Origin of the sequence: Kribbella sp. DT2 (assembly GCF_049844575.1) — a bacterium.
GTDB lineage: Bacteria > Actinomycetota > Actinomycetes > Propionibacteriales > Kribbellaceae > Kribbella.
Genome location: NZ_JBNCLH010000004.1, coordinates 200967 through 227064, shown reverse-complemented (window position 1 = coordinate 227064; position 26098 = coordinate 200967). Strand labels below are relative to the sequence as shown.

Genomic DNA, 26098 nt, shown 5'->3' with positions numbered 1-26098 from the left:
AACATTCCCAGGCAGTTGCCCCTACCGTCGAGTCGGGGTCAGCTGTGCACTGGTTGTGACCGAAAGGAAAGGTTCCAGCGCCTGCAGGAAGTCCGCCGGATCGAAGAGGGCTCCGGCGGTGACCGCGCCTACTGTCCGTGTCCGGCCGTCGAGGATGCGTTCGACCGCTTCCACGGCGAGTGGAGCACTGACGGCGTAGATGTCGCGGCCGGTTGCCGACGCTCTGTGCTCGGCGCCGTTCGCCCGTACGACGACGTCGACGACGAACGTCTGGTCGGAGCGGCCGTCGAGGTCACTCGCCGTCGGCGCCGGGGTGTTCGCGTCGGCCAGGTCCTGGGCGGCCTCGACGGCCATGGAAGTGCCGACCTCGGGGATCTGGAGGTGGCTCGGCACGGTGACGACGTCCGCCATGGTGAAGCCCTTGATCACCGTCCGGCGACCGAGCGGCGGCGGGAACTCCCAGTCCTCCTGCGTGGCCGGGTCGTCGTGATACTCCAGTACGCCGTTCGTGAACCGGACCCGGCGGCCGTCGCGCCGGTCGTGGGAGACCTGACCGGCCGTGCGCGTGCCGGGCGTGGGGTGCCAATTGCTCAGCCCGTAAGCGATGTGGGCCTCGTCGGCCGCGGTCCGGTCGCCCATCGCGAGCGTGACGAGCAGGTCGCCGAGACCGCCGAAGAAGGCCATCGCTGGCAGGACGATCGTGCCGGCCTCGCGGGCGCGGCCGGCGTACTCGGTGAGCGTGCTGACGTTCGCCTCGATCTCGGCGGCGACGTCGACGTACGGGATCCTGGCGCGCAGCGCGGCCTCGACGAGCGGGCCCGCAGTGAGCGCGAACGGGCCGGCGGTGTTGATCACCGCGTCGGCGCCCTCCAGCGCGCGGTCGAGGGCCTGCGGATCGTCGGTGGCGGCGGGGCGGGACGTCAGCTCGTCGTACATCGTGCTCAGTTTTGCGGCGTCGCGCCCCGCGACGACGGGGTCGTGCCCGCGCCGGCGCAGCTCGGCGACGACGAACTGTCCGGTGTGCCCGGTTGCTCCGTAGACCACGATTCTCATGACCCAACTTTCGCGGGCCGGGGTCACCGACCGTGATAGTCCGGAACGCCATCATGCGTACACTTTCGGACATGCACACCGTCGCTCTGGCCGCCGCGGGCCACCTGCTGCACTTCGAGCTGGCCGTGGCGTACGAGATCTTCCGCACACCGCCGCTCGATACGGCCGTCGAGGACTGGTACGACGTGGTGCTGTGCGGGCCTGCCGCCGTACGGGTCGGGCCGTTCCTGGTCGAGCCCTCGGACGGGCTGGAGCGGCTGGCGACCGCCGACACCGTGATCGTGCCCGCCTGCGCGGACGTCGACGAGCCGCCGCCGGTGGAGTTGGTTGACGCCGTACGGGCTGCTCATGAGGCAGGCGCCCGGATCGCGTCGCTGTGCACGGGAGCCTTCGCGCTGGGAGCGGCCGGCCTGCTCGACGGACGGCTCGCGACCACCCACTGGGCGCACACCGCTGAGCTCGCCGCCCGCCATCCGCTCGCGGTCGTCGACCCGGACGTGCTTTACACCGACAACGGCAACGTCCTCACCGCCGCGGGCAAGGCCGCCGCGGTCGACCTCTGCATCCACCTGATCGCTCTGGACCACGGCGCCACGATTGCCAACACGGTGGCCCGGCGCCTGGTCATGCCACCTCACCGCCCCGGCGGTCAGGCGCAGTTCGTCTCCACGCCGATGCAGCCGGCCGGCGATCACGCGTTGGCCGGCGTACTGGCGTGGGCCCAGCAACGCCTGGATCAGCCCCTCGCCGTCACCGACCTCGCCCGCCACGCCAACCTCAGCCCCCGCCACCTGGCCCGCCAGTTCAACGCGGTGACGGGTCAGACCCCCATCCAGTGGCTCAACACCCAACGAGTCCGCCGCGCCCAGCAACTCCTCGAATCCACCGACGAAAGCATCGAGTCGGTAGCCACCGCCACCGGCCTCGGCACAGCCACCACCCTGCGCCGCCAGTTCAAGAGAACAGTAGGAGTCCCCCCGGACACCTACCGCCGCTCCTTCCGCACCTGACCAACCCGTCGAGCTGCTCCTAGTCGACGTGGATGACGCAGAACTCGTTGCCCTCCGGGTCGCGGAGGACGATGAAGTCGTGGTGCTCGGGGTAGTCCCAGTCCTCGACGCGGGTTGCGCCGAGGCTCACCAGTCGCTCGATATGCCGGTCGCGCTCGGTCGTGTACAGGTCGATGTGTACCGGCGCCGCCTCCGGTGGGATCTCAGCGGCCCGCTGAATCAGTACCGACGGGCCTCGGCCGGCCGGATCGTTGAGCTTCACGTACTGGTCGCCCGTCCAGATCTCGTCACCGAGGTCGTAGCCGAGCGCCTGACGCCAGAACGCCGTCGCCCGCTCCAGGTCCAGCGCGTTCACCACGATCGTCGCCAACCGCAGATCGCCGACCGCTTCCGGTCGCTCACCCATCGCCGCCTCCTTGCCGTCGCTCAGCAGGCCGGTTTCCCGAGGCGTTACTGGTCAAACCCCGCCAGCAGCAGCCCGAGCGCGGCCCGCGTCGCGGCCTGTACGACGTCGCGGGGGCCGCCGTCGAAGTGATGCTCGGTCGCCTGCACTCCGACTGGTGTGCGTACGGCGATGAAGACCGTCCCCGGCGGCTGACCGTCCTGCGGATCCGGCCCACCGGCACCGGTGGTCGCGACCGCCAGGTCGGCACCCGTCAGTCGGGCGACGCCCTCGGCCATCTGCCGTGCGCAGCGGGCAGTGACGACCGGGCCGGGCTCGACGCCCAGGACGGCGTGCTTGACCTGCGACGAGTACGCGACGACGCCGCCGGCGAACCACTCGCTCGCCTGCGGCGCCGCGCCGAGGTGCGCCGCGACGTTTCCGCTGGTCAGGGATTCGGCCGCGGCGATCGAGCGACCGGTTTCCCGCGCCCGCCGCGCGACGGCTTCGGCCAGTTCGTCGGCGTCCTTGCTCTGTTCGCCAGCCATGGACCGATTGTGCGTCACGGCCGGAGTCCGGCACCGGGGTGGCCTCCGAGGTGGCGTGTCCCCGAGGTCAGTTCCCCGCCTGGGTCTCTGCTCAGCTGTAGTGCTGCTCGGCCCAGGTGGCGAAGGTGGTGAGGTCGATGCCGAAGGTCTTCGCGAGAGCGGGGTCGGCGGAGCTTTCGCGGTCGTTCATGCCGACCTGGTTGCCCATCAGCTGCGGGAGCATCCCGCGCGCCTTGCCCTGTACGGCGGTGACCGTCTCCACGTGCGTCGGCTCGCCGGCCGCGGTCAGTGCCGCGGCCATCTGCTTCAGGGACAGCAGCTCGCCCGCCAGCTCGAGGACCTGCTCGTGGAAGCGCGTCGGATCGGCGAGCGCGGCGGCGACCGCCGTACCGATGTCCTGTGGTGCGAACACCGCCAGCGGTTTGTCCGCGTCGATCGCGGTGACGAGCGACTCGCCGGTCAGGTTCTCGTACCAGATCGACGGCCGGACCAGGTTCGACGTGAAGAACGCCGGCCGGAACTCCGTCCAGGACCGGAAGCCCGCGCCGGGCAACGCCAGCCCGACGGCCGCCTTGCTGTTCCAGTAGTGCGGATCGCCCCACGCTTCGGCGCGGCCGGCGGCGGCCTGTTCGAGGAACGTGCCGATGCCCGCGACCGACGAGTGCACGAACTGCTCGACACCGGCCGCGCGGGCCGCGCCGACGAGGTTCAGGCCGTTGACCCGCTCGACGTCGGAGCCGGGGTCGTTGATGTCAGGTGATTGCAGCGAGAACACCGCGCGGACCCCGCTGAGCGCCGGGTCGAGCGACGGCCGGTCGGTCAGGTCGCCGACCACCAGCTCCGCGCCCGCCGCCTCGATCGCCCGGGCCGCGTCGGCGTCCGGACGCCGTACGAGAGCTCGGACCTGTACGCCGTCGGCCAGGAGACGCCGCGCGACGATACCGCCTTGCTGACCGGTCGCGCCGGTCACCAGTACTGGATCTGTCATACCGTGACCGTAGAACTTGACGTCGGCGTCAAGGGCAAGCACTGAGGAGGACGGATCGTGCGCATCGGGGAGGTCAGCGCGAAGGCCGGGGTCAGCTCGCGGGCGCTGCGGTACTACGAGGAGCACGGTCTGCTCCACCCCGACCGGACCGGCAGCGGCCAACGGATCTACCCCGCCTCGGCGGTCGAACGGATCCTGCTGATCAAGCAGTTCTACGCCGCCGGCCTGAGCAGTCGCCTGATCGAGCCGCTGCTGAAGGCCATCGACGACCAGCACCTCGAGCCCGCCCTCGTCCAGCGGCTGGTGCACGAGCAGGACCGCATCGCCCAGCAGGTCGCCGAGCTCCTGGAGGCCGGCCGGCGGCTGGCCGTGCTGATCGACATCGCCCATCACCCCCGAGCGACCTGCTCGGCGACCGAGCTCGACCCGCTGACCTGATCTGGCGTTTCTCTCTGCCACCCGCGCCGCGTCAGGTTGCCGTGACCGGCGGGGGCCGTCAGAGTTGCCGGTGACAACCAACCAGTGGAGGATCGACAGCGTGAGCGAAGTACCGGAGCGGATCGACGACGAGATGGTGATCCGGGAGTTCCGGGCGGGGCGGATCGGCGGCGGCGACTCGCCGTTCGGGCTGCTGCTGCTCACCACCACGGGAGCCCGGTCGGGTCAGCCGCGGATGACCCCGCTCGGCTGCGTCCGCGAGAACGGCCGGATCTTGCTCTGGGCAACGAACTACGGCCTGACCCGGCACCCCGGCTGGTACCACAACCTGAAGGCGAACCCGCAGGTGACGGCCGAGCTCCCGACCGGCGTGCAGGAGCTGGTCGCCGAGGAGATCACCGACCCCGACGAGTACGCCGCCGCCTGGACCCGCATCGCCGAGCTGAACCCGGCCGTCAAGGACTACCTGGCCACCGCCGACCGCCAGATCCCGGTCATCGCCCTCACCCCCCGCTGACGAGCTCAGCGACTGGTGTGGGCGCGGAGAGCAGCCAGGAACCAGCGGAAGACCGGCGCCAGCGACGGCGATGGTGTCGAACAGTTGGTGACGGCAAGGAGTTGCCAGTAACGCTCCATGAGGGGGTCTGCCGCGACTTCCAGCCGAGTCACCAGACGACGCCGGTACGACGGGGTATCGGTTTCGTCGAAGGTCTCGCAGTATTGGGCGACGAGCGCTGTCACCACAGCGACGGCGTCGAGGCCGGCTGGATCGACGCCGGCCTGGATCGCCGCGGTGACTCGGTCGCGCACGAAGACGGTGAGGTCGTGGTGCAGGCCGGTTGTGTCGCCGGCGGCGCGTTCCGCGGCCTGGTGCTCGGCTGCTCGGCGTACGGCGGTCTTGAAGGCGGGATCACGGACCAGGTCGGCCAGTTCGATCCAGGCCTCGAGCTGTTCCGGGGTCGGGTCGTCCGGTAGCTCGGGCATCGCGGAGCGGAGCAGCTCGACCAGTTCGGGGTTGGCGTCGAGGTCGCCGAACGCGTCGTCGATGAAGGTGCCGATCAACCGGCGGCGCTCCTGGTCGCTCAGCTCGGCGAGCTGGTGCATGCGGTGCAGCTCCTCGGCGCGTGATCCCCGGCGGGCGACGACGCGGACGACGGCCTGACGGACGCGGAGCGCGCGAATCTGGGTCTCCAGCGCGTCGGCGTGGGCCGCGGCGACTTCCGCTACCGCGACCTCGCGGTCCAGCAGCTGCCGAATGGTCGGCAGGTCGACGCCTAGCTCGCGCAGCGTCCGGACCAGGTCGAGCCGCATCAGCGCGTGGACGTCGTACAGGCGGTGCCCGGCGGGAGTGCGCCGGGTCGGTGGCACCACGCCCTGGTCGGCGTAGAAGCGGATCGTCCGGACCGCGAGGCCGGTGCGCTGGGCGAGTTCGCCGATCGTGAGGAGGTTGTCGTTCATGCGGCTCAGCCTGCAACCTCCACCGGGTGGAGGGGCAAGTGCGTTCGGGTAGCTTCGGGGGGTGAAGCGATACGTGGGTGACGTGGTGGGGATCGCTGACGAGCTGACCGAGGCGTACGTCGAGGTGTTCACCGCGCCGCCGTGGGGACACCGGGACCAGGACGAGACGCGGGCCGCGTTCCGGCAGCGGCTGGCGGTCGACGCCGAGCGGGACGGGTTCGGGGCCTGGATCGAGCGGGCCGACGACGGGCGGATCGCGGGGTTCGTGACCGGGTGGGTCACGCCGGCGCCGTTTCGTACGGATCGCTCGTACGGGCAGGTGGTGCAGCGGCTCGGTGCGGAGCAGGTCGACGAGCTGCTCGTGGGGGCGTTCGAGATCGACGAACTCGGCGTGCTCGGCTGGGCGCGGGGGACGGGGCTCGGTCGGCGGCTGCTCGCGACCGCGGTCGAGGACCAGCCGTCAGGCGCCTGGCTGCTGACCTGGAACCAGGCCCACGACACCATCGCCTTCTACCGCCGCGCCGGCTGGCACGAACCGCCCGCGCTCGGCCCGGCGACCGACATCGTCGTCTTCCTCTCGCCGAACCACCCGAAGATCTAGGAGTCGCCTGACCGGACCGTCGGGCAAGTTGGCCCGACCCCGGCCCTCGCGCTAGTCGGCCCCCAGCCGGGTCCTCGCGCTAGTCGTCCCCACCCACGCCCTCGCGCTAGTCGGCCTCGGCCAACCGCGGGAGCGCGGCGAGCAGATGCCGCTTCTCCGTCGGACTCAGAGCGCTCATCAGCTCCTCCTCCATTTCCCGGATGTCAGCCTTGGCAGCGTTCAGGCGGCGCTCACCCTCGGGCGTCAACCGGACGGTGTGCGCCCGCCGGTTCGCCGGATCCGGTTCGCGGACGAGCAGACCGTCCTCAGCGAGCTGGTCGAGCAGTGGAATCAGCCGGGACTTGTCGTACCCGATCGCCTGCGCCAGTGCCTGCTGGGTCTCGGTCGGCTGCTGCGCGAGATGCGTCAGCACGCTGTACCCCCACATCGACAGCCCGTGCGCGTCCAGCAGCGGCCGCTCGGCCGCCATCAGCCGGCGTACCACCCGAGCGAACAGGGCTCCGAGGTCTTCACGCTCCACCCGTCCATCGTAGGGATTGATCAATCGTAAGCAGATGCATATGATAAGCACATGCCTACAAACATTCCGATCTCCCGCAGCATCGCGATCGACGCCACCCCCGCCAAGGTCTTCGCCTTCGTCGCGGACCCCCGCAACCTCCCGCTCTGGGCGCCCGGCGCCGTCAAGTCGGTCGAACCGAGCGGCGACGCGTGGATCTTCCACAACGGCGACGACAAAAGCCGCGTGGTCGTCGCCACGTCGGAGACCCACGGCACCGTCGACCTCCTCTTCGGCGAAGGGCCGGGCGTCTACACCCGGGTCCTCCCCAACGGCACCGGCGCCGAGTACCAGTTCACGCTCTTCTTCCCCGAGGGCTCACCCCAGGACGCCCTCGACGCCCAGTCCGCGGTCGTCGACGAAGAGCTCGCCACCGTCCGCACCCACTGCGAAAACCAGTAGCCCCGGGGTTCCCCGAAGGTTCACCCTGGGGGCCATGCACCTCACCTTCGAGCACGATCCGCGCGGCGAGTGCCGGACGCTGATCCGGCGCGCCGACGGTGCCGAGTTCGAGCTGACGTCGTACTCGCGCAAACAGGTCGTGCCGCACGACCTCGTCCACGCCGTGCTCGAGCGCGAGCTCGGCATCCCGGACGGCATCTTCGGCTCCATCGCGGCCGGCGCGGTCTTCAGCAGCATGGCGCAGACCGGCGGCAAGAAACGCCATGACGCGAGGGTTCGCAGCGAGCGGATCCTCAAGAACGCACGGGGCATCGGGATCAGCGAGCTGTTCGGGAGCGTGTTCTACGCGGCGTACCAGCAGAACCGCACGCCGTACGCCGACGTGCGGGCCTCCTGGGGAGTCAGCAACCAGACGCCCTGCCCGTACGACGACGAGCAGGTCGCGCGGGTCGCGCGAGTGCTTCGCGAGGTCGGAGACAACTGGCAGCTGAGCACTGATCCGCTGGTCTTTCCGTGGCCCACGTCCTTGCTCGCCTCCGACGGACAGTCCTCCGTACGACGGGCGCGGGCCCGCGGGAAAACGGGCCGGGCTGCCCGGACCCGACGGGTCTGGCGAGCCGAGCTGCTGTCGCGTCGGTCGCCGCCGAGCTGCGATCAGTCCTGCTCGGCGAGCCAGTCGCGGATCATCGTGTCGAAGAGGTCCGGGTCCTCGATGTTCCAGACGTGGTGCATGTTCGGCACCAGGCGGGTTGTCGCCCGCGGTACGAGGGTTGCGGCCGCGGCGAGGGAGCGCAGCACCGTTCTCGGTTCGCGTTCGCCGGCGACGAGCAGCAGCGGGCCGTCGTACGTGCTGAGTCCTTCGGGGATCCGGCCGCTGTGGACGTCGGCGAGCATCGCGCGGGCCGTTTCCTTGCGGACCGAGAGTCCGTGGTCGACGTACGGGCCGCGGGAGTCGGCCGGGAGCCGGAAGGCCGCGGCCTGCGCCTTCCAGAACCAGGCTTGCCTCCAGAGCGCGAGGTGCAGCCGGGTGGCGATCCGCGGGATGCCTGTGACCGGCAGCAGCGGTACGCCGCTGGCGAGGACCGAGAGCGCGGCTTTGGGGTGACGGGCGGCCAAGTGGAGGGCGACGGCGCCGCCGAGCGAGAGTCCGACGACGTGGAACCGGTCGTGGCCGGTCAGGTCGCGGACGCGCTGAACGATGTCGTCGGCCACCTCGCCCAGCCCCGGCCAGAGCTCCGAGGTGCGCTCGCCGAAGCCGGGCAGGTGTGGAGTGACGACGAGGCGGTCCTTCAGGGCTGGGAGTTGCGGGTCCCACATCCAGTTCGCGACGTTGCCACCGTGCAGCAGTACGACGGGCGCGTGGCCGCTCGGCTCCTGCGGTTGGTGCAGTTCGGGGAAGCTCACGACAGCTCCTTCGCGAGCGCGTCCAGCCAGGCGAGCTCGGCGCGGGTGTGGCGCAGGCCGTTGTCGAGCGTGGCCAGCCGGAGTCGCTCGGCGCGGGTGGTGGGTTCCGCGGTGTCTCGGCGGACCGCGGTCAAGGTGGCGAGCGTCGTACGGGCTGCTGCGCGCTGGCGTTCGAGGAGCTCGGCCAGCTCGGTGTCATCGAGGTCGCCGGCGAAGAAGACCCTGGCCAGGAAGGCGTTCCGCTCCGGCTGGCGGTCGAGGTCGGAGACCAGCCAGTCCTGCAGGGTCGCCCGCCCGGCCGCGGTGAGGTGGTGCTCCTGCCGGTCGGGTCCGGCGGTGCCCGCGACCTTCCGCACCTCGACCAGCCCGTCGGCGACGAGCGCGGCCAGCGTGCGGTAGATCTGCGCCTTGTCGGCCGACCAGAAGTAGTTCACGGTCGAGTCGAAGTGCCGCTTGAGGTCGTAGCCGGACATCGGCGCGATCGACAGGAGCCCGAGGATGATGCGTTGGAGGATCACTCCAGTAGTAGACAATACATCTAGATGATTTGTCTACTAGAGGTGAGGCTCAGCTCGGTGCGTCGCGCTGACCGCGGGGGTTGCGGTCCGAGGTCGGCCAGATGACGGGCAGGTCGGCAGGGTCGTCGAAGAAGCGGCCGTAGTACGCCGGGTTCTTCTGCAGCAGCGCCGAGCGCTGGCTGCGGTGGAAGTCCTCGTCGCCGAGCCACGGGGGTAGTTCGCCGGCGTCGGCGAGCTGGCGCTGGGTGCGGACGCGGTGGATCCCGCAGCCGGTGCGGAGCTCGGTGCGCAGGGTGAGCTCGGAGGTGTCGGCCCGGCCGGGCGCGGTCCACGCGGCGCAGATCTCCACGCCGTACCGGACGAGCGCTTCCTCGTACCCGGCCCACATCGTCACGGCAGGATGGTGGCGCAGGTTGTGGTCGGTGACCGTGAGGCCGTGCAGGAGCTGGATCGTGTCGACGCGTTGCCGACCGAGCCGCCGCGCGTCGAGCACCCGCGCTGTCGCGCGGAAGTCGGCGTACGGGAGGTACGACTGCATACCTCTACCATCGCCCCCCGGAGCAAGCCGGGCGTACGGAACGCCCGGCTCGCGTCGGGATCAGGCCCAGGGATCGAAGGGGATGCCGCCGGGCTTGGAGGCGTTCAGCAGGTTGCGGAACCGGTCGTCCTTGTCGGTGATCTTGATGGTCGCCGAGCCGAAGTCGGCGTTCATCAGGGTGTCGCGCAGGCCGGTGCTGGGGTAGCCGTCCCAGCCGACGAGCGGCGGGTAGCGCCAGCTGTGGTAATGGTTCTCCGGCGGGTTGTCGCTGCCGTTGGCGAGCCGGAAGAAGTGCGTGCTGGCGCCGTCCTTGTGGTAGACGACCTTCGGGTGCGAGCCCTCGAAGAGGACCTGCGAGCGCGGGTACGTGACCTGACTGCTGTGCTGCGTCGTGGTGACGAACTCGACCTGGTTGCCGGCCTGGTTGACCCACGAGATCACGTGCTCGAAGTCGTGCCGGTGCCCGCCGAGACCGCTGCCGGCGACGGCCTGGTCCTTCTCGAAGTAGCTGGCGTAGACCACCGCGCACCAGCCGTTGTTGCACTTCGAGCGGGAGTAGGTCTGGCTGTTGTCCAGGTCGGACTGGTCGCGGCAGTTGCCGTTGACCGCGCCGGTGGGGTTGAGCCCGGGGTTGAGCGTCCCGTCGGCGCCGATCGCCGGCGACGCGTAGCAGCCGTCGCCGTCGTAGTCGTACGCCGGGGAGAACGACTGGTCGTAGCCGCCGGCGTTCTGCGGCAACGACGGAGGCGGAGCCGCGTACGCCGCGGCCGCGGACGTCACCATCAGCGCGGCGGTGGCCAGCGTGACCCCGAGCAGCCGGTGCCGGCGCTTCGGGGATCGAGCGGGTTCGGAGGGCGGAAGATCGTTCATTCATCACTCTTTTCGAGAGCGGGGGCGGAGGTGAACGCCTCCGAGGATGACAGCCGCCGGGCAAGTCAGTACATACGTCACGTGTCTACTGATTGACGCTGCGTGAACAACAAGCCCCTTCGGGCCATCGCGTTCTCCGCTCAACCTTTGGCTGGTGCCGGGGCGTCTTACCGGTGCCTCGACCTGCGGGGCCGGACAAGAGTTGGGGGAGAGCATGATGAGGAAGTCTTTGGCGGCGTTGGCCGTGGTGGGTGGGCTCGCGGTGCCGACGGTGGCGCACGCGGCGCCGGCGGGGGTGTCGGCGGTGTCCGAGGTCAAGGTGGCGTGGGCCGAGCCGGGCAAGGTGAAGATCAGCTGGACCGAGGCGGCGGGGATCGCCAACGACGTCTACCTCGAGGTGAGCGGCCAGCAGGCGCAGCGGATCGGTACGACGACCGCCGCCGGCGCCAACGAGCTCGTCGTACCGGTGGCGGCGTTGAAGCCGACGCACGACGCGGCGAGCACGGCGCGGATCCTGGTGGCCGACCCGAGTACGGCGGGTGCCCGGTCGGCGAGCTTCGACCGGTACCTGCGCGGCGAGACGGCGATGCTCCCGGGCATGGTGCAAGGCGTGCTGCAGTGGCAGTTCGAGGCGGACCCGGCGATGGACACGACGCCGAACGATCCGCTGGACAGCACGGCCCCGGCGAAGATCACGCCGCGGCTGACGCGGGTGAAGGCGGGTACTCAAGCCCAGTGCGAGAACGTGTCGTTGCCGGCCACCACCGAGCGGTACGGCAAAGTGCCGGCCCAGAACGGCGCGTACTCGGTCGACCTGGTGCTCGCCAACGAGTGGGGCGAGAGCAAGCTGACGACCGTCCGGGCGCGGACCGCGGCGGTGGCCTTCAACACCCCCGCGACCGGTATCTACGGTGCCAAGGTGACGATGACCGGTTCGATCGCGCTGAGCAAGCTGAAGGACCCGGCGGCCGGGAACTGCACCACGGTCGCCGACACCGCCGATCTCTACCAGCACACGATGGCGCTGCACGGCCGGAACTCCGCGACCGGCCCCTGGTACTCCATCGGCTCCAGCTGGACCGATGCCAAGGGCAACTACAAGTTCGTGATCACCAACACCGGTGCGCGTGACTACCGGGCGATCCTGGTCGAGTCGGGCGTCGGCCACAGCGCGGTGATCTACCAGACCATCAGTGCCACCAAGACCATCCGGGCCACGCCGCAGGTGGTCGGTGCCGGCTTCCGGGACTCCGAGATCTCGCTCGGCGAGCAGCCGAACGCGAGCGTGACGGTCGCGCCGTACGGGTCGCACCGGGTCGCGCTGCAGTTCAAGAACACCAGCGGCCAGTGGCAAGGACTGATGTACCGCACGCTGTCCAGGGGCTCCGCGCAGAGCGGCCCGTTCGCCTTCAACCGCAGGGGTACGCACCAGTTCCGCTGGTGGGTCGCGGCCTCGACCAGCGCGCAGGGGCTGCCGGTCGACGCCGGCTACACCTACCCGTTCGAGCTCGTCGTTCGTTGATCGACCAGGGCGTCCCCGCCGGTCCGCGGCGGGGGCGCCTACTCCTTTGGTCTGACTCCTCTTTACACCTTTAGGCTGACGATCACGGCAGGTCCAGCTGGATAGGTTGGCCGCATGAGTCTGGTGGCGGGGCAGCAGCGTGCTGCCCAGGTGGGTACCGGCCGGCTGTACGAGATCGACCTGCTGCGGATCTTCGCGGCGTGCGCGGTGGTCCTGTACCACTACCTGTTCGCCGGCTACTACAAGGTGGTCTCGCCGCTCGGCTTCGAAGTGCCGGGACTGCTGGCCAGGTACGGGTACCTCGGCGTCGACCTGTTCTTCATGATCAGCGGCTTCGTCGTCCTGCTGTCGGCCTGGGACCGTACGCCGCGCAGCTTCCTCGTCTCGCGGGTCGTGCGCCTCTACCCGGCGTACTGGGTGGCGGTGACGCTGACCGCCGTGGTCTCGGTGCTGTTCGGCGCCGGGCGGTTCCCGATCGGCCTGGTGCAGTACCTCGGCAACCTGACCATGTTCAACTCGCTGGCCGACCTCGAGAACGTCGACGTCGTGTACTGGACGCTCTGGGCCGAGCTGCGCTTCTACCTGATCATCCTCGTGATGACGTTCTTCACGATCACGACGAAGCGGGTCGGCATCGTGATCTGGAGCTGGCTCGCGCTCACCGCTGTCTTCCAGCTCGGCGTGCTGCCGGCGGGCGCGGACCTGATCCTCAACACGCAGTACTCGCACTACTTCATCGCCGGGATGGCGTTGTGCATGATCTACCGGTTCGGGCCGCGGCCGTCCTGGCTGATCCTCGTCGGGCTCTGCCTGGTCAACGCGGTGTACCGCGGCGTGCAGTTCGCGGGTGATGTCGAGGACCGCTTCCACACCGCGCTGAAGACGCCGGTCGTCGTCGGGCCGATCGTGCTCGTCTTCGCGGTGATGCTCGCGGTCGCCTTGCGCCTCACCAGCCGGCTGGCGCGGCCGTGGTTCGTTGCCCTCGGCGCCTTGACCTACCCGCTCTACCTGATCCACGCGCACATCGGCTTCATCGTCTTCGAGCGGCTCGGTGACCAGGTGAACAAGTACCTCCTGGTTGGCGGCACCACCCTCGCGATGATCGTCGCGGCGTACCTGATCAACCGGTACGTCGAGAAACCGCTCGCGCCACGACTCAAGCGAGGACTCGAATGAGGGCCCTGGGCACCTGTCTGCTTCTGCTGCTCCTGCTGGCCGGCTGCACCGCTGGGGAGCTCGAGGCGGACCCGCACGTACGGGCCGAGGGGCCGTCGTTGACGCTGGCGTTCGGTGGTGACGTCAACTTCGAGGACAAGACCCAGAAGCTGCTCGAGCAGAACCCGAGGACCGCCTTCGGTCCGGTCGTCGACGAGCTGTCGAGCGCGGATCTGGCCATCGTCAACCTGGAGACCCCGATCACCACCCGCGGAGCCGCGCAGGACAAGCGCTACCTGTTTCGCACCGACCCTCGCGCGGTGACCGCGATCAAGTCGGCCGGCGTCGATCTCATCAGCCTCGCCAACAACCACACCCTCGACTACGGCCAGGTCGGCCTGTTCGACACGATGTCCGCGGCCTGGCGAGGCGGCCTGCCGACGGTGGGTGGCGGCCGCAACGCCGCCCAGGCCTACGCCCCTTGGCGTACGACGATTCGCGGCATCCGCGTCTCCGTCTTCGCGTTCAGCCAGGTCTCGGACCTCGCCGACGAGTGGACCGCGACGAAGAACCGCCCCGGCCTCGCGCTGGCCGTCGACCGCCGCCAGGCCCTCGCCGCCGTACGCGCCGCTCGCACGACGAGCGACGTGGTGGTCGTCACCGCGCACTGGGGATCGGAGCACGACCGTTGCCCCACGGCGGACCAGCGTTCCTTCGCCGCCGACCTGACCGCCGCCGGCGCCGACGTGGTGGTCGGCGCCCACGCCCACGTTCTCCAGGGCCAGGGCTACCTCGGCAAGTCATTCGTTGCCTACGGCATGGGAAACCTGCTCTGGGGCTCCGGCCTGCTGACCCCGGAGGACTGGCGAGGCGGCGTACTGAACCTCACCCTGCACGGCCGAACCGTTGTCGACCGCGACTTCACCCCGACCACCTTGTCGCCCGAAACCCGTCAGCCGACGGAGTTCACTCCAGCGGAAGCCGACATGGAGCGGGCTCGGGTCAACGGGCTACGGGACTGCGCCGCGCTGCAGCGGACTCCTTGATCGCGAGGGGCTCACCCTCAATCCGCGCGTTGGAGAAGGCCGGTCAGGATACGGCTCAGGATCCGGTCGAAGAGGTCTTCCGCCGTCTGATCGGTGGCAGGGGTTTGGTCGGCCAGGGCGGCCGCCAGGTGCGGATGCCGACCCGAGGAGATGGCCTGGCCGAGGTACTCCGTCTGCGCCTGCTGCCACAGCGGAATGGTCCGTCCGGCGAGGCGCTGGGTGATCTCGGTGCGAGCCAGAGCGGCGACCACGGCGTTGAACACCCCGATGGCCTCCATCTTGGCCCGCGGCGGGCCCGGCAGGTCGGCGAGCGCGGCGAGCGCGGCCTCCAGGTAGGCGATCGCCTGTGGTCCCAGCGGGCTTCTCGACGCGAGCGCGTCGAGAAGCCAGGGGTGCTCGAGATAGCGAAGCCTGCTCTGGTGGCCCAGCGCCAGCATGTCGTCGAGCCACCGCCCGGATCCGAGCCCGGCGTACGAGATCGCACTGTTGACCTGGTCGATCATCAGCTCCAGCAGCTCCTCGCGGGTGGAGACGTAGCGGTACAGGGACGCGGGCCCTGATCCGAGCTCCCGCGCGACTGCCCGCATCGTGACGGCGGCAAGGCCGTGCGCGTCGGCCAGCGCGATCCCGGCGGCGGCGAGGCGCTCGCGGTCGAACGTCGGGGCCGGCCCTCGGCCGGCCCGTTCGGGACGTAGCCAGATGCTCGCGGTGGGTTGCTCGGGCATGACCTCTCCTCTTCTGCGAACGCCGTATGCAGTACATTAGTGGCAAACAACTGCGAACACTGATCGCAGTACGAGAGGAGTTGCCATGACCGAGATGCGACCGCACCGCCGGTGGACTGCGACCGAGCACGCCCACAACGGCGAGGTGGCCGTGGCTTTCGACCAGTTGGAGGGTTCGCAGGGTGAGCCGCTGCTGCTGATCATGGGTCTGGCCACCGCCCGGTTCTGGTGGCCGGCCGGGTTGTGCGAGGCGTTCGCCGACGCCGGGTTCGCGGTGGCCCGCTACGACCAGCGCGACGCCGGCGAGTCCAGCCGGATGCCGGACACCTCCACCTCCAACCCCTTCAAGGCGCTGTTCGGCAAGCGCGGCGATGCCTACACCTCGGAGGACATGGCCGACGACGCCATCGCCGTACTGGACGCGCTCGGATGGGAGCGGGCCCACATCTTCGGTCACTCGCTGGGTGGGGCGATCGCTCAGCGGCTCACGCTGCGCCACCCGGACCGGGTGCTCAGCCTGACGTCCTCGGCGGCGCTGCCCAGTGATGTCTCCGGGCTCGGGGTTCTGCGCTACCTGCGGCTCGGTCTGCTGGCCAAGCTCGCGCGGACCAAGTTCCCCGAGGGACGAGAGGGAGACATCGCGGCGAGCCTGGCGGTCTGGCGCGGCATCGCTTCGCCCGACTACCTCTTCGACGAGGCAGCAGCCCGCGCGTGGGTCGAGGCGGAGGTGGACAGTGGGCCTCGCGACAAGAAGGCGCAGAGCCGCCAGATCGGCGCCCAGTGGCACGGCCCCAGATTGCGCGAGCTGAGCCGTCCGCTGCTGGTGCTGCACGGCGAGCAGGACCCGATCCTGCGAGTCACGGCGGCCCACGCAACCGCCCATGCGGTTGACGGAGCCCGGCTCGTGACCTTCCCCGGGGTCGGCCACGACATCCCAGCCGCTCTGTGGCCCGCCGTTGCTCACGAGGTCCGCGAACTGGCCGCGACAGTGTCCACGCAGCCGGAGTCGTGAGCGGTACGTCGATCTGGCTGCCTTTCAGATAGTGACCGCGGTCTTGCCGGCCGGGCGAGCAGCTCTGGTCAGCGGCAGGATCGCGATCAGGAGCAGGAGGCCGCCGAGGGGCATCAGGTCGAGGTTCGCGGTGATGGCGACGAAGCCGAGGACGAGGACGACCGGGGACCAGGCCGGGAGCTTGCGGGCGGTTGCGAGCAGGATCGCGAGGGTCAGAAGGCCGATCAGGAACAGCAGCGGGCCGACGGTGTGGAGCGGCTCGTAGAGGCCGAGGTTGCCGGGCCAGCGGTCGTACTCGCCGCCGAGGCGGGACATCTCCGGGCGGTCGGCGGCGCGGAAGCCGACGATCAGGTCGATGACGGTGACGCGCAGGAAGGCCAGGACGCCGATCAGGCCGACGACGGTCGCGACGGTGGCCAAGGGGCGTGCGACCGGGCGATCGCCGACAAGGCGTCGCAGGTGCAGCAGCACCCCGGCGTACAGGACGAAGGCGATCAGGAAGAGCACGTGCCCGACGGTCCACGCGGGACCAGGGCCATGGGATCCGTCGATACCGTCGATCAGGCGGGCGGTGCCGTAGGCAACGAAGAGGGCGGGTGCGGCGACTAGGAGTTTGGTCATGGTGACCATGCTTCGGCGCGGGCCACCCCGGACACATCGCCGAAGCGAGGGAGATCGGCCAGGGCTCTAGCTCGTGGGAGTGATCAGGCCGGTCTCGTAGGCGGCGATGACAGCCTGGACGCGGTCGCGCAGGCCGAGCTTGGTCAGCGTGTTGCTGACGTGCGTCTTCACGGTGTGCTCGCTGACGGTCAGCGCGGTGGCGATCTCCGCGTTCGACAGGCCGCGGCCGAGCAGCACGAGGATCTCCCGCTCGCGCGAGGTCAGCACGCCCAGTTCGGTGGCGCGACCGGCGCGCGGACGGTTGCGGGTGAGGTCCGCGATCAGCCGCCGGGTCACGCTTGGCGCGAGCAGCGAGTCGCCGGCCGCGACCACCCGGACGGCGTGCACGAGGTCGTCGCGGCGGACGTCCTTCAGCAGGAACCCGCTCGCGCCGGCGTACAGCGCGTCGTACACGTAGTCGTCGGAGTCGAAGGTGGTCAGCATGATCACCTTGGTCGGCGTACCGGCGCAGATCGTCCGGGCGGCGGCGAGGCCGTCCGCGCGCGGCATCCGTACGTCGAGCAGCGCCACGTCGGGCCGGAGTGCGCGGACCAGCTCGACAGCCTCGGCGCCGTCGGCCGCTTCACCGACCACCTCGATCCCGGGCTGCGCCTCCAGGATCATCGCGAAGCCGCTGCGGACGAGCTCCTGGTCGTCGGCCAGCACCACCCTGATCATCGAACCCCTTCCGGACAAGGCAGAACCGCCCGCACCTCGAACCCACCGCCAGGTCGCGGCCCGGCCTGCGCCGTACCGCCGCACGCCGCGGCCCGCTCACGGATCCCGACCAGTCCGTGCCCGCCAGTGTTAGTTGCCACAGGCCCGTTTCCGTCGTCTGTCACGGTCACCTCCAACGTCGGCCCCCAGGCCAGCCGTACGTCGACCTGCCGGGCGTGCGCGTGCTTGACCGTGTTGGTCAACGACTCCTGCACGATCCGGTAGACCGCGAGCTCGACGTCGGGCGGCACCGCCCGCCGCTCCCCGGTCTCGGTCAGCACCGCCCGCCCCTGGACGAGCTCGGGCAGCTCGGCCAGCGTCGGTTGCGGCAGGCGCTGCGCCTCGTCGGCCTTGAGTACGCCGAGCAGCCGCCGCAGCTGCGCCATCGCGTCCCGCCCCGCGTCCGCGATCGCCTCGAACGACCGCTCCGCCCGCGCCGGATCACTCCGTACGACGACCGGCCCGGCCTCGGCCTGGACCACCATCAGGGTGACCGCGTGAGCCAGGATGTCGTGCATGTCGCGGGCGACCCGGGCCCGCTCCTCGGCGGCGGCCCGGGCAGCCTCGGCGCGGCGTTCGCGCTCCAGCTGATCGGCGCGGTCGCGCAGCATCTCGGCGTTCTGCCGCCGGGTCCGCTCCAGCGAGCCGAGCAGGTACGCCGCCAGCGGCAGCAGGAAGGTGAACATGAACTCGTCGAGCTCGTTGTGCTTCAGCAGCAGGGACGCCGGCGGGAACGTCACGACGATGACGGCCAGGACGCCGACCCGTTGCCACGTCTTCCGGCCGAGGCTGGCGACGGTGTAGATCGCCAGCAGGCCGGCGTACTGGAGGTTCTGGCCCGGGCTGTGGTGGAGCGAGACGAGGGTGGCGGCGGTGCCGACGATCACCATCACGGCAAACGGCGCGCGGCGACGCCAGAGCAGCGGGACGATGGTCGCGAGGTTCAGTACGACGCCGAGCGCGGTCACCGATCCCGGCGCCGGGTCGACGAACGGCACCGCCGAGGCGATCGCCACCGCGAGCACCAGGCCGACGTCGATCAGCCGGTCCCGCACTCCCGGGTCGCCAAGGCGTTCCAACGGTCCGGCCATCCGCTCAGTCTGCCGCACGGCGCGCGCCGGGTCCTCGCTCGTCCGAGGGAGGAGGCATCGTCGTCTCAGTCGCGCGAGGGAGTCCCGTAGGTCCACCGTCGTCACGTCACGGCCTCAGGCGACCGATCGGTGGGTCAGGGGAGAGGCGATCGAGGCGCGGGTCTTGCGGAGCCCCGGGCCGGGTTCCAGGCCGAGGTCCTGGTCGAGGATCCGAGTGATTCGGTCGTACGCCGCCAGGGCGTCGTCGCGGCGGCCGGCGTGGGTGAGGGCGAGCATCAGCAGCTCCCACAGGCGTTCGTGGTACGGGTTGGCGGCGGTGGCCTCGGTCAGGTCGGCAATCGCCTCGTCGTGGCGGCCGAGCTCGATGGCCAGGGACCAACTGTCCTGCTGGGCGATCGAGCGCTGCTCCTCCAACCACGTACGGCGTGAGTCGAAGAACGGGCCGGTCAGGCCCTGGAGGGCTGGGCCCTTCCACAGTGCGAGGGCGGCGTCCAGGAGGCGGGCGGCCTCGGTGAGATCTCTTCGTTCGCGAGCCGCTCGGGCGGCGGCTCTCGTTTTGCGGAACACCGACACGTCGACCATCGCCGGGTCGACGATCAGCTGGTAACCGCCGCCGGTGGCACGGATCTCGATCCCGTCGAGCAGCAGACGCAGGCGGCTGACGTACGAACGGGTCGCCATCAGCGCGCTGCGCGGCGCGCCGGCTCCCCAGACCGCGGCGATGATCTCGTCGGTCGACACCTGTCGCCGCTTCCCGAGCAGTAGTACGGCGAGCACGGACCGTTGCAGGTGCGACCGGAGCTCCAGCTCCTCGTCACCTCTCCAGGCCCGCAAGGGTCCGAGCAGGTCGAACCGCACGCCATCGCTCATGTTTGACATGGTGTCAGCAAAATTGATGGAACGTCAATCGGATCTACAGTTCGTAGACGCAGCTCACTGGAACGGGCGGACCTCGATCTTGCGGTCGCAGACCTCGGACGCCTCGGTAGCGAGCTCGAGGGCCTTCTCGAGGGTGGGAGCCTCCCAGACCCAGACTCCGGCGAGGTACTCCTTCGACTCCACGAACGGCCCGTCGCTGAACACCGGCTGCTCGCCGCGGTTGTCGATCACCGTGGCCGCGTCGGTCTCCGCGAGGCCACCCGCGAAGACCCAGTACCCCTCCGCGATCAGGCGGTCGTTGAACGCGCTGATGAACGGCTCGCGGTCGGTGCTGCCGGGGGTGACCTTGTCGTCGATCACGGAAACCAGGAACTGCATCCGGAGCTCATCTCCTCGGTTGATCGTTTGTTGACAGGTCGCAGCCTATAAAGGTTCTGTGACCGACGTACTGGAGTTGCTGCGTGACCGTAAGGCCCAAGGGAGCACGCCGGGGGACCGGCGCGACGACGCACGGCTGGTGCTGCTGATCGAGGGCGGCAGCTCGCGGGGCGCCTACTCCTCCGGCATGACCGTGGCGATCGAGCGGCTGGGGCTGCTGCCGATGTTCGACGCTGTGTACGGCAGCTCCGCGGGTGCGCTGAACGGCGCGTGGCTGCTGTGCGGCCGCGCGGAGAGCACGCTGCACGCGTGGTGGACGCCGGCCATCATGGCGACCACGATCAACCCGCGGCGCGTGCTGCGCCGCCTTCCGGTGATCGACACCCGCCACCTGATCCACACGGTCTACACCGAGATCATGCCGATGGGTTTCCAGGAGGTGCTCGACAACCCGGTCGAGTTCCATCCGATCGCGACCGACGCCCTGACCGGCGACGCGGTCGACCTGCACGATCGGATCACCGACCAGGCGACCCTGCAGACCGCGCTCCGCGCCTCGACGGCGATGCCGTTCCTCGCCGGGGAACCGGTCGAGATCGGCGGTCGCGGGTACGTCGACGCCGGCTTGAGCGAGGGCATCCCGGTCCGTACGGCGCTCGCCCAGCAGGCGACGCACATCGTCGCGCTGCGCACCCGGCGTACGGACGAAACGTCGTCGACGCCGTCACGCGCCCAGCGCCTGCTGGTCGCGCGCTGGTTCGCGCAGCACGCGCCGGGTGCGTACGGACTGTGGCTGCGCAGCAAGGAAATGCGGACCGAGGAGGAGCAACTGCTGGCCTCGCACCCCGCGACGCTGCAGATCCGCCCGCCGCTCGGCAGCCTTCGGATCGGACGGACCGAACGCCGGCCGGGCCCGCTGCGGATCGCCGCCGAGACGGGCCGGGACGCGGCGCTGGACGTGCTGGAACTGACAATGTGTCAGGTCTAGTGACGAGTTGTTGAAAAGGCTGACGAGCTGTACCGTCGAAGCTGTGTCTGACTATGAGCCGGTGCGGAGTCGCAGCAGGCGGACGCCTCGGGTGTCGGGGGACGACCGCGAGCGGGCGATCCTGGACGCCGCGCAGCAACTGCTCGGCGAGCGGCCGTTGCAGGACGTCTCGATCGACGACCTGATGAAGAGCGTCGGGATCTCGCGGCCGGCGTTCTACTTCTACTTCTCCTCCAAGGCCGCGGTGGTGCTCGCGCTGCTCGACCGGATGGCGGAGGCGTCGTTCGCGGCGACCAACGAGCGGTTCGAGGACGCCGGCGGCGACCCGTACGAGCAGTGGCGGTCGGCGATCCAGGCGTCGGTCCAGACCTGGGGCGAGCACCGGGCGGTCGTTGCCGCGGTCGCCCAGTCGCGGGCGGCGAACCCGGAGATCCGCGAGCTGTGGACCGCGATCATGGAGCGCTGGGTCCGCCGGATCACCAAGGCGATCGAGTTCGAGCGGGAACGCGGTGTCGCGCCGGCCGGCGTACCGGCGAGGGAGCTGGCGATCGCGCTCAGCCTGATGAACGAGCGGGCGATGCAGGCCGGCTCGATGGGCGAGGAGCCGTCGCTGCCCGAGGGCCGGCTGGTCGACATCCTCACGCAGGTGTGGGTGAACGCGATCTACCTGACGCCCAGACCCCGCCGGCCTCAAGGCTGACCCGTGGATCGGCTCACCCTGCTCGGGCCGCCGGGGCTCCGGGCGGGTAACGACGAACTGGACCTGGGGTCGCCGCAGCAGCAGGCCGTCCTGACGATGCTCTGGGCAACCAACGGGAGCTTCGTGAGCAGCGCCGCGCTCGTGGACGGGCTGTGGGGCGAGCACGCGCCGCCGACCGGCGAGACCGTGGTCCGGACCTACATCTCGCGCCTGCGCCGGGTGCTGCCGGGCCCGGTGATCACGTTCCAGTCGGGCAGCTACGCGCTGGACGCGTCGCGGTTCGTGGTCGACGCGACCGAGTTCGCCGAGCTGATCAAGACGGCGCGGCGGGAGCGCGGTGCGGGAGAGCTCGCGGCCGCGGCCGAGACCTTGGAGACTGCGCTCGATCTGTGGACCGGGACGGCGCTGGCCGGCGTACCGGGTGAGGCCGCGGAGCGTGAGCGGTTCCGGCTCGAGCAGCTGAAGTTGTCGGCGGCAAAGGAGTTGCTGGAGTGCCGGCTGGAGCTCGGGCAGCCCGCGGAGGTCGTTGCCGAGGTCCCCTTGTGGATCCAGCTGCACCCGCTCGAGGAGTCGCTGTACGAGATCTACCTGCTGGCGCTGTACCGGTGTGGGCGGCGGGCGGAGGCGCTCGAGGTGTACCGGATGCTGTACGACCTGCTGTGGAAGGAGCTGGGGGTTCGGCCTGGGGGTGGGGTGCAGGGGATTCACGAGAGGATCCTGCGGGCGGAGGGTGAGCTGGATGAGGTGACGGGGGCTCTCGGGCGGGGCGAGGTGGCTGGGGCTCTCGGGCCCGGGGGCGGCGTGCCCGTGGTTGGCTCCGCCTCTGTCCGGACCGGTCGGAGGTATGTCGGCCGGGCGGTTGAGCGAGCTGCCTTTCGCGCGCTGCTCGACAGCGACGAGCCTGCGGTGATGGTGCTGTGCGGCCCGACCGGCATCGGCAAGTCCGCTCTGCTGCGCCAGCTCTTCGAGGATGCTCAAGCGCTCGGTCGCCAGGCCTGGTGGCTGACCGACGACCTCGTGGAGGACCTGTCAACCGTCACCGCCCCGGTGGTGATGATCGACTCCCCGGCGCCGCCGGAGACCTGGCTTCCCAAGCTGCCCAGCGACTCCGTCGTCGTCATCGCGAGCACGGGCGAGCCGGGCATCGGCTGGCTGAGCGGCTCTTGGGCAGTTCACCGGTTGGAGGGCCTCTCAACCGCCGAGGCCACGGAACTGGTCGAAGCCCGCGGCGTCGACCCCGGCACCCGCGACGCGATCGTGAACTTTGCCGACGGCAACCCGTTCGCCCTGACCCTGGCCGCGGAGGTCAGCCTTTCGTCGACCGGCCAGGGCTCCCGGCGCGACGCTGCCCGGTACGTCGTCGACACCGTGGTCGCCGTACTGGCTGGAGAGGTGCCGTCCGCGCTGCACCGGCGGGCGCTGCACGTGTGCGCCCACGCGCGGAACACGACCGAGGATCTGCTCCGCGAGGTCCTGCCGGACGGCGACTCGGCCGAGCTGTTCGACTGGCTGCGGTCGCACCCGAGCGTCGAGTCGGTCAGCTACGGGCTGGAGATCAACGGCGTACTGCGGGAAGCGCTCGACGACCACCTGCACTGGCGGGATCTTGCCGGGTACGCGCGGATGCATCAGCAGATCCGCCGGTACGTGCTGGGCAAGGTGCTGCGGGAGAGCGTCACGCCGTACGCCGGGGTGGAGGCGGTACGGACGATCGGGCACCTGTGCCGGGCGGGTGGGATCTCGTCGCGGTACGTGTCATGGGCCGGGGGCAACGACCTGGAGACGGGGAAGGCTGTTCCGGCTGAGCTCGTTGCTCTGGCGCGCAAGTTGCACGGGGACGCTGTGGCGAGGTCGGTGCGGTTCTGGCTCGACCGTCAGCCGGAGGCGTTCCACGTCCTGAGGTGCCGGCGGACCGGGCGCTTGCGGGGCTTCATGAGCTGGCTGACCTTGAAGGGCCCCGAGTCCGACGGCGATCCCGAGTTGGCGCTGATCTGGCGGGACCTCCACGAGCGGATGGAGCTGCCGCCGGGGGCGCACATCGGCGTGCTTCGTCACGTGGTCTGCCCGGCGGGGGAGTCGGGGCCGTCGCCCGTTCTGGACGCGATCCACGCGCGCATGCTGCGCGCCTGGCTGCACGAGGCAGGGCTCGCGGCGTCGTACGTCGTGACGACCGACGCGACCTCGTGGCGGGGTGCGATGCGGTACCTCGGGCAGTACGAGCTGGCCGGAGCCGAGCTTCCGGCGGTGATCTTCGGCCACGACTGGTTGGCCGAGCCTCCGGAGAAGTGGCTGGAGCAGTACCTGGACGAGCCGCGGGGGATCGAGCCCGGGCTGGATCTGTAGTTCATCGTTCGTCGACCGTTTGTGTGCGGACCCGGCCGATGGTGGTCGAGTGACAGTCGACTTGGCAGGAACACTCGTGGTCCGGCGTACGGACGTAACGGATCAGGACGCGATCGCGCGGATGCTGGCAGGGATGTCCGACCAGAACCTGTACCACCGTTTCCAGACGCCGATCGGAAGCCCGCCGCGCCCGGCGCTCGTACGCCACCTGGCCAGCCCGGACGGCGCCGCCTGGGTCGCCGAGCGCGACGACCGGATCGTCGGCCATGCGATGTGGGCATGGGTCAGGGGCGCCGCCCGCCCGACGGCCGAGTTCGCGGTGATCGTTGCCGAGAGCGACCAAGGCCGCGGGCTGGGCGAGCGTTTGTTGCGTGAGGCAACGGAACACGCCGCGAAGGTCGGAGCGGCCCAGTTCCTCGTGATCGTCAGCGCGGCGAACGGCGCCGTACTACGCACCGTCCGCCGCCACTGGCCGACCGCGACGACGGAGCGGGAGGGATCGCTGATCAACTTCACCCTCCCCGCCCCAGCAAGGGGACGGGGCGTCAGGGGTTGCTGATCAGGCGGGAAGCGTCCACAGCTGGTTCGCCGTACGGGCGCAGTCCCAGATCTGCAGGCGGGTGCCGTCGGCCGAGCTCTGGCCGGTGGCGTCGAGGCAGCGGCCGGAGGCCGGGTTGAGCAGGGTGCCGTTGGACTGGGGCTGCCAGCCCTGGGCGCCGGTGCCGTTGCAGTCGTAGAGCTGCACCTGACTGCCGTTCGTCGTACCGGCGGCGGCGACGTCCAGGCACTTGCCGAGGGCGCGGACGGTGCCGTCGCCGACGGTCCAGGTCTGGGCGGTGGAGGAGTTGCAGGTCCACAGCTGGACCGCGGTGCCGTTCGCACTGTTGCCGCTGGCAACATCAATGCACTTGCCGCCGAGGCCCCGGATCGGGCCGGTCTTGCCGCCGGTCGGCGGCGGGGTGGTGCCGCCCGCGGCGTCGAAGATCGCGGTCACCAGCGAGGCGCTGCCGGTGGCGTCCTGGGACAGCTCCCAGTTCATGATGCCGCCGGCGTTCGCGACCGCCCACTGGGTCTTGCGCTTGATCGTCGGGACACCGTTGTAGCAGTTCTGGGCGCCGTTGATGGTCACGCAGTCGACGTTGGCGTTGTTGGGGTTCATCGCCACGATGTCCTTGTACTGCGTGTAGTTCGGGCGGCTGTAGAACGGCACGCCGAGCACGGTCTTGTTCTTCGGCAGACCACGGTTCTTCCAGAAGTTCGCCGCGGCGATCGACCAGTCGTAACCGGCGTGCGGGGTGCCGCCGTCGTACGCCATGATGTTGAGCCAGTCGACGTACCCGAAGACGGCCGGCTGGACGCCGTTCGCGGTGCCACCCTCGGAGACGACGGCCGCGGTCAGCAGCTTGCCGTTGGCGTGCAGGGTGTTGCTGAGCTGCTGCATCAGCGCGGTGTAGTTGTTGCCGGACTGACCCGGGTCCGGGTACTCCCAGTCGATGTCGACGCCGTCCAGGCCGTACTGGTTGATCACGCCCATGACGCTGTTCACGAACGTCGTCCGGGCGCCGGAGTTGCCGGCCAGCGCCTCGAACGCGGAGTCGTTGCCGTCGTTCCAGCCGCCGATCGCCAGCGAGACCTTGACGCCGGCGGCGTGGCCGCGGCTGACCAGCTGCGACAGCTTCGAGGTGTTCTCGATGCCCTGCAGGGTGCCGTTGGAGTTCGGCAGCGCGAACGCGTAGTTGATGTGGGTCAGCTTCGAGTACTGGATGGCGTTCACGTCGCCGGCCCACGACGGCATGTAGCCGACGCTACGGAATCCGCTCGGCAGGGCGGCCGCGGCGCTGGGGGCAGCGGCGGCGGCCTCGGACTGCGTGACGGCTCCGGCCGACGGGGCGACGACGGCGCCGGCAGCGGCCGTGGCGACGGCCAGACCGGCGACGGCCCATCGGGTTCGAAGCTTGATCCAAGGTGAAGAAAAAGCCTTCATGGGGGCGGATTCCTTTCGGACGGGTCCTGGGCGGTACCCCCGAAAAGTCAGCACGCCAAGCGTCCTGCGGGTGACACCTTCCGGGGGCGGTCGTACGAAGGTGTTCTTAAAGAAGAGAGCTGACCGAAG

Annotated in this window: 31 protein-coding genes; 13 read left to right on the top strand and 18 right to left on the bottom strand. The window is 70.1% G+C overall.

The features are described from left to right. Window positions 1-21: 21 nt before the first annotated feature. Window positions 22-1053 (bottom strand): saccharopine dehydrogenase family protein, encoded by a 1032-nt coding sequence (locus ACLQ2O_RS19060; protein WP_425833112.1) that lies wholly within the window; start codon window positions 1051-1053, stop codon window positions 22-24. Window positions 1054-1124: 71 nt separating this feature from the next. On the opposite strand from ACLQ2O_RS19060, the gene ACLQ2O_RS19055 reads away from it, so the two are divergent. Further along, window positions 1125-2063: a GlxA family transcriptional regulator gene (locus ACLQ2O_RS19055; protein WP_425833110.1), complete on the top strand. Its 939-nt coding sequence runs from the start codon at window positions 1125-1127 to the stop codon at window positions 2061-2063. Between the two features lie 19 nt (window positions 2064-2082). On the opposite strand, the gene ACLQ2O_RS19050 is transcribed toward ACLQ2O_RS19055, so the two are convergent. The 3 genes from ACLQ2O_RS19050 to ACLQ2O_RS19040 form a co-directional block, all read right to left on the bottom strand. After that, window positions 2083-2469, bottom strand: coding sequence for a VOC family protein (locus ACLQ2O_RS19050; RefSeq protein WP_425833108.1), 387 nt, complete (start codon window positions 2467-2469; stop codon window positions 2083-2085). A gap of 44 nt (window positions 2470-2513) precedes the next feature. After that, entirely contained in the window at window positions 2514-2993 is a 480-nt protein-coding gene (locus tag ACLQ2O_RS19045) for a CinA family protein (protein WP_425833106.1), read from the bottom strand. A gap of 91 nt (window positions 2994-3084) precedes the next feature. Next, window positions 3085-3981 carry an NmrA family NAD(P)-binding protein gene (locus ACLQ2O_RS19040; RefSeq protein ID WP_425833104.1) on the bottom strand — a complete coding sequence of 299 codons (897 nt, stop codon included), beginning with the start codon at window positions 3979-3981 and terminating at the stop codon, window positions 3085-3087. Window positions 3982-4038: 57 nt separating this feature from the next. On the opposite strand from ACLQ2O_RS19040, the gene ACLQ2O_RS19035 reads away from it, so the two are divergent. Continuing rightward, on the top strand, window positions 4039-4419 hold the full coding sequence (locus tag ACLQ2O_RS19035; protein ID WP_425833102.1) for a MerR family transcriptional regulator: 381 nt from the start codon (window positions 4039-4041) through the stop codon (window positions 4417-4419). Between the two features lie 100 nt (window positions 4420-4519). Next, on the top strand, window positions 4520-4936 hold the full coding sequence (locus ACLQ2O_RS19030) for a nitroreductase/quinone reductase family protein (RefSeq protein ID WP_425833100.1): 417 nt from the start codon (window positions 4520-4522) through the stop codon (window positions 4934-4936). 5 nt (window positions 4937-4941) lie between these two features. On the opposite strand, the gene ACLQ2O_RS19025 is transcribed toward ACLQ2O_RS19030, so the two are convergent. Beyond that, window positions 4942-5877 carry a MerR family transcriptional regulator gene (locus ACLQ2O_RS19025; protein ID WP_425833098.1) on the bottom strand — a complete coding sequence of 312 codons (936 nt, stop codon included), beginning with the start codon at window positions 5875-5877 and terminating at the stop codon, window positions 4942-4944. Between the two features lie 61 nt (window positions 5878-5938). On the opposite strand from ACLQ2O_RS19025, the gene ACLQ2O_RS19020 reads away from it, so the two are divergent. Then, the gene (locus tag ACLQ2O_RS19020) at window positions 5939-6478 is read left to right on the top strand and encodes a GNAT family N-acetyltransferase (RefSeq protein ID WP_425833096.1); all 540 of its coding nucleotides are present in this window, start codon (window positions 5939-5941) and stop codon (window positions 6476-6478) included. A gap of 106 nt (window positions 6479-6584) precedes the next feature. On the opposite strand, the gene ACLQ2O_RS19015 is transcribed toward ACLQ2O_RS19020, so the two are convergent. Beyond that, window positions 6585-6998 carry a MarR family winged helix-turn-helix transcriptional regulator gene (locus ACLQ2O_RS19015; RefSeq protein WP_425833094.1) on the bottom strand — a complete coding sequence of 138 codons (414 nt, stop codon included), beginning with the start codon at window positions 6996-6998 and terminating at the stop codon, window positions 6585-6587. A gap of 51 nt (window positions 6999-7049) precedes the next feature. Here ACLQ2O_RS19015 and ACLQ2O_RS19010 point away from each other — a divergent pair, with 51 nt between their 5' ends. Continuing rightward, window positions 7050-7439 carry an SRPBCC family protein gene (locus ACLQ2O_RS19010; protein ID WP_425833092.1) on the top strand — a complete coding sequence of 130 codons (390 nt, stop codon included), beginning with the start codon at window positions 7050-7052 and terminating at the stop codon, window positions 7437-7439. A 342-nt stretch (window positions 7440-7781) separates the two neighbouring features. Here ACLQ2O_RS19010 and ACLQ2O_RS19005 read toward each other — a convergent pair whose 3' ends face one another. The 5 genes from ACLQ2O_RS19005 to ACLQ2O_RS18985 form a co-directional block, all read right to left on the bottom strand. Beyond that, complete coding sequence (locus ACLQ2O_RS19005) at window positions 7782-7919, bottom strand: hypothetical protein (RefSeq protein ID WP_425833090.1); 138 nt, start codon at window positions 7917-7919, stop codon at window positions 7782-7784. A gap of 174 nt (window positions 7920-8093) precedes the next feature. After that, window positions 8094-8843, bottom strand: coding sequence for an alpha/beta fold hydrolase (locus ACLQ2O_RS19000; RefSeq protein ID WP_425833088.1), 750 nt, complete (start codon window positions 8841-8843; stop codon window positions 8094-8096). After that, window positions 8840-9361, bottom strand: a complete 522-nt coding sequence (locus ACLQ2O_RS18995) for a PadR family transcriptional regulator (protein WP_425833086.1) — start codon at window positions 9359-9361, stop codon at window positions 8840-8842. The genes ACLQ2O_RS19000 and ACLQ2O_RS18995 overlap by 4 nt, the downstream gene beginning before the upstream one ends. Before the next feature lie 49 nt (window positions 9362-9410). Further along, window positions 9411-9899: an MSMEG_6728 family protein gene (locus tag ACLQ2O_RS18990; RefSeq protein ID WP_425833084.1), complete on the bottom strand. Its 489-nt coding sequence runs from the start codon at window positions 9897-9899 to the stop codon at window positions 9411-9413. A 60-nt stretch (window positions 9900-9959) separates the two neighbouring features. Further along, window positions 9960-10769 (bottom strand): NPP1 family protein, encoded by an 810-nt coding sequence (locus tag ACLQ2O_RS18985; RefSeq protein ID WP_425833082.1) that lies wholly within the window; start codon window positions 10767-10769, stop codon window positions 9960-9962. A gap of 217 nt (window positions 10770-10986) precedes the next feature. On the opposite strand from ACLQ2O_RS18985, the gene ACLQ2O_RS18980 reads away from it, so the two are divergent. The 3 genes from ACLQ2O_RS18980 (at window position 10987) to ACLQ2O_RS18970 (ending at window position 14492) form a co-directional block, all read left to right on the top strand. Beyond that, window positions 10987-12291: a hypothetical protein gene (locus tag ACLQ2O_RS18980; protein ID WP_425833080.1), complete on the top strand. Its 1305-nt coding sequence runs from the start codon at window positions 10987-10989 to the stop codon at window positions 12289-12291. A gap of 114 nt (window positions 12292-12405) precedes the next feature. Next, window positions 12406-13467: an acyltransferase family protein gene (locus ACLQ2O_RS18975; RefSeq protein ID WP_425833078.1), complete on the top strand. Its 1062-nt coding sequence runs from the start codon at window positions 12406-12408 to the stop codon at window positions 13465-13467. Continuing rightward, the gene (locus ACLQ2O_RS18970) at window positions 13464-14492 is read left to right on the top strand and encodes a CapA family protein (protein WP_425833076.1); all 1029 of its coding nucleotides are present in this window, start codon (window positions 13464-13466) and stop codon (window positions 14490-14492) included. Before ACLQ2O_RS18975 ends, ACLQ2O_RS18970 begins: the two co-directional genes overlap by 4 nt. Window positions 14493-14509: 17 nt before the next feature. On the opposite strand, the gene ACLQ2O_RS18965 is transcribed toward ACLQ2O_RS18970, so the two are convergent. Further along, window positions 14510-15217: a TetR/AcrR family transcriptional regulator gene (locus ACLQ2O_RS18965; RefSeq protein WP_425833074.1), complete on the bottom strand. Its 708-nt coding sequence runs from the start codon at window positions 15215-15217 to the stop codon at window positions 14510-14512. Window positions 15218-15302: 85 nt separating this feature from the next. Here ACLQ2O_RS18965 and ACLQ2O_RS18960 point away from each other — a divergent pair, with 85 nt between their 5' ends. After that, on the top strand, window positions 15303-16229 hold the full coding sequence (locus ACLQ2O_RS18960) for an alpha/beta fold hydrolase (RefSeq protein ID WP_425833072.1): 927 nt from the start codon (window positions 15303-15305) through the stop codon (window positions 16227-16229). Window positions 16230-16253: 24 nt separating this feature from the next. Here ACLQ2O_RS18960 and ACLQ2O_RS18955 read toward each other — a convergent pair whose 3' ends face one another. The 5 genes from ACLQ2O_RS18955 to ACLQ2O_RS18935 form a co-directional block, all read right to left on the bottom strand. Beyond that, the gene (locus tag ACLQ2O_RS18955) at window positions 16254-16850 is read right to left on the bottom strand and encodes a hypothetical protein (protein ID WP_425833070.1); all 597 of its coding nucleotides are present in this window, start codon (window positions 16848-16850) and stop codon (window positions 16254-16256) included. Window positions 16851-16916: 66 nt separating this feature from the next. Then, entirely contained in the window at window positions 16917-17567 is a 651-nt protein-coding gene (locus ACLQ2O_RS18950; RefSeq protein ID WP_425833068.1) for a response regulator, read from the bottom strand. Continuing rightward, window positions 17564-18697, bottom strand: coding sequence for a sensor histidine kinase (locus tag ACLQ2O_RS18945; RefSeq protein ID WP_425833066.1), 1134 nt, complete (start codon window positions 18695-18697; stop codon window positions 17564-17566). Before ACLQ2O_RS18945 ends, ACLQ2O_RS18950 begins: the two co-directional genes overlap by 4 nt. Before the next feature lie 114 nt (window positions 18698-18811). Then, complete coding sequence (locus ACLQ2O_RS18940; protein ID WP_425833064.1) at window positions 18812-19567, bottom strand: AfsR/SARP family transcriptional regulator; 756 nt, start codon at window positions 19565-19567, stop codon at window positions 18812-18814. 63 nt (window positions 19568-19630) lie between these two features. Continuing rightward, window positions 19631-19954, bottom strand: coding sequence for a YciI family protein (locus ACLQ2O_RS18935; RefSeq protein ID WP_425833062.1), 324 nt, complete (start codon window positions 19952-19954; stop codon window positions 19631-19633). Between the two features lie 58 nt (window positions 19955-20012). Between ACLQ2O_RS18935 and ACLQ2O_RS18930 the strand changes: the two genes are divergently transcribed. From ACLQ2O_RS18930 to ACLQ2O_RS18915, 4 genes are read left to right on the top strand one after another with little or no spacing between them, the layout of a single operon-like run. Continuing rightward, window positions 20013-20942, top strand: coding sequence for a patatin-like phospholipase family protein (locus ACLQ2O_RS18930; protein ID WP_425833060.1), 930 nt, complete (start codon window positions 20013-20015; stop codon window positions 20940-20942). Between the two features lie 43 nt (window positions 20943-20985). After that, window positions 20986-21642, top strand: a complete 657-nt coding sequence (locus tag ACLQ2O_RS18925; protein WP_425833058.1) for a TetR/AcrR family transcriptional regulator — start codon at window positions 20986-20988, stop codon at window positions 21640-21642. Between the two features lie 3 nt (window positions 21643-21645). Then, window positions 21646-23985 (top strand): BTAD domain-containing putative transcriptional regulator, encoded by a 2340-nt coding sequence (locus ACLQ2O_RS18920; RefSeq protein WP_425833056.1) that lies wholly within the window; start codon window positions 21646-21648, stop codon window positions 23983-23985. Window positions 23986-24034: 49 nt separating this feature from the next. Continuing rightward, a complete protein-coding gene (locus ACLQ2O_RS18915; RefSeq protein WP_425833054.1) occupies window positions 24035-24544 on the top strand; it encodes a GNAT family N-acetyltransferase in 510 nt (169 codons plus the stop codon). On the opposite strand, the gene ACLQ2O_RS18910 is transcribed toward ACLQ2O_RS18915, so the two are convergent. Then, window positions 24545-25969 (bottom strand): glycosyl hydrolase family 18 protein, encoded by a 1425-nt coding sequence (locus ACLQ2O_RS18910; RefSeq protein WP_425833052.1) that lies wholly within the window; start codon window positions 25967-25969, stop codon window positions 24545-24547. Window positions 25970-26098: the final 129 nt, after the last annotated feature.

Coding starts and splice junctions, on each gene's coding strand:
- ACLQ2O_RS19060 (WP_425833112.1), bottom strand. CDS start 1,053: ATGAGAATCGTGGTCTACGGAGCAACCGGGCACACCGGACAGTTCGTC.
- ACLQ2O_RS19055 (WP_425833110.1), top strand. CDS start 1,125: ATGCACACCGTCGCTCTGGCCGCCGCGGGCCACCTGCTGCACTTCGAG.
- ACLQ2O_RS19050 (WP_425833108.1), bottom strand. CDS start 2,469: ATGGGTGAGCGACCGGAAGCGGTCGGCGATCTGCGGTTGGCGACGATC.
- ACLQ2O_RS19045 (WP_425833106.1), bottom strand. CDS start 2,993: ATGGCTGGCGAACAGAGCAAGGACGCCGACGAACTGGCCGAAGCCGTC.
- ACLQ2O_RS19040 (WP_425833104.1), bottom strand. CDS start 3,981: ATGACAGATCCAGTACTGGTGACCGGCGCGACCGGTCAGCAAGGCGGT.
- ACLQ2O_RS19025 (WP_425833098.1), bottom strand. CDS start 5,877: ATGAACGACAACCTCCTCACGATCGGCGAACTCGCCCAGCGCACCGGC.
- ACLQ2O_RS19010 (WP_425833092.1), top strand. CDS start 7,050: ATGCCTACAAACATTCCGATCTCCCGCAGCATCGCGATCGACGCCACC.
- ACLQ2O_RS18990 (WP_425833084.1), bottom strand. CDS start 9,899: ATGCAGTCGTACCTCCCGTACGCCGACTTCCGCGCGACAGCGCGGGTG.
- ACLQ2O_RS18985 (WP_425833082.1), bottom strand. CDS start 10,769: ATGAACGATCTTCCGCCCTCCGAACCCGCTCGATCCCCGAAGCGCCGG.
- ACLQ2O_RS18980 (WP_425833080.1), top strand. CDS start 10,987: ATGAGGAAGTCTTTGGCGGCGTTGGCCGTGGTGGGTGGGCTCGCGGTG.
- ACLQ2O_RS18975 (WP_425833078.1), top strand. CDS start 12,406: ATGAGTCTGGTGGCGGGGCAGCAGCGTGCTGCCCAGGTGGGTACCGGC.
- ACLQ2O_RS18970 (WP_425833076.1), top strand. CDS start 13,464: ATGAGGGCCCTGGGCACCTGTCTGCTTCTGCTGCTCCTGCTGGCCGGC.
- ACLQ2O_RS18965 (WP_425833074.1), bottom strand. CDS start 15,217: ATGCCCGAGCAACCCACCGCGAGCATCTGGCTACGTCCCGAACGGGCC.
- ACLQ2O_RS18960 (WP_425833072.1), top strand. CDS start 15,303: ATGACCGAGATGCGACCGCACCGCCGGTGGACTGCGACCGAGCACGCC.
- ACLQ2O_RS18955 (WP_425833070.1), bottom strand. CDS start 16,850: ATGACCAAACTCCTAGTCGCCGCACCCGCCCTCTTCGTTGCCTACGGC.
- ACLQ2O_RS18950 (WP_425833068.1), bottom strand. CDS start 17,567: ATGATCAGGGTGGTGCTGGCCGACGACCAGGAGCTCGTCCGCAGCGGC.
- ACLQ2O_RS18945 (WP_425833066.1), bottom strand. CDS start 18,697: ATGGCCGGACCGTTGGAACGCCTTGGCGACCCGGGAGTGCGGGACCGG.
- ACLQ2O_RS18940 (WP_425833064.1), bottom strand. CDS start 19,567: ATGAGCGATGGCGTGCGGTTCGACCTGCTCGGACCCTTGCGGGCCTGG.
- ACLQ2O_RS18935 (WP_425833062.1), bottom strand. CDS start 19,954: ATGCAGTTCCTGGTTTCCGTGATCGACGACAAGGTCACCCCCGGCAGC.
- ACLQ2O_RS18910 (WP_425833052.1), bottom strand. CDS start 25,969: ATGAAGGCTTTTTCTTCACCTTGGATCAAGCTTCGAACCCGATGGGCC.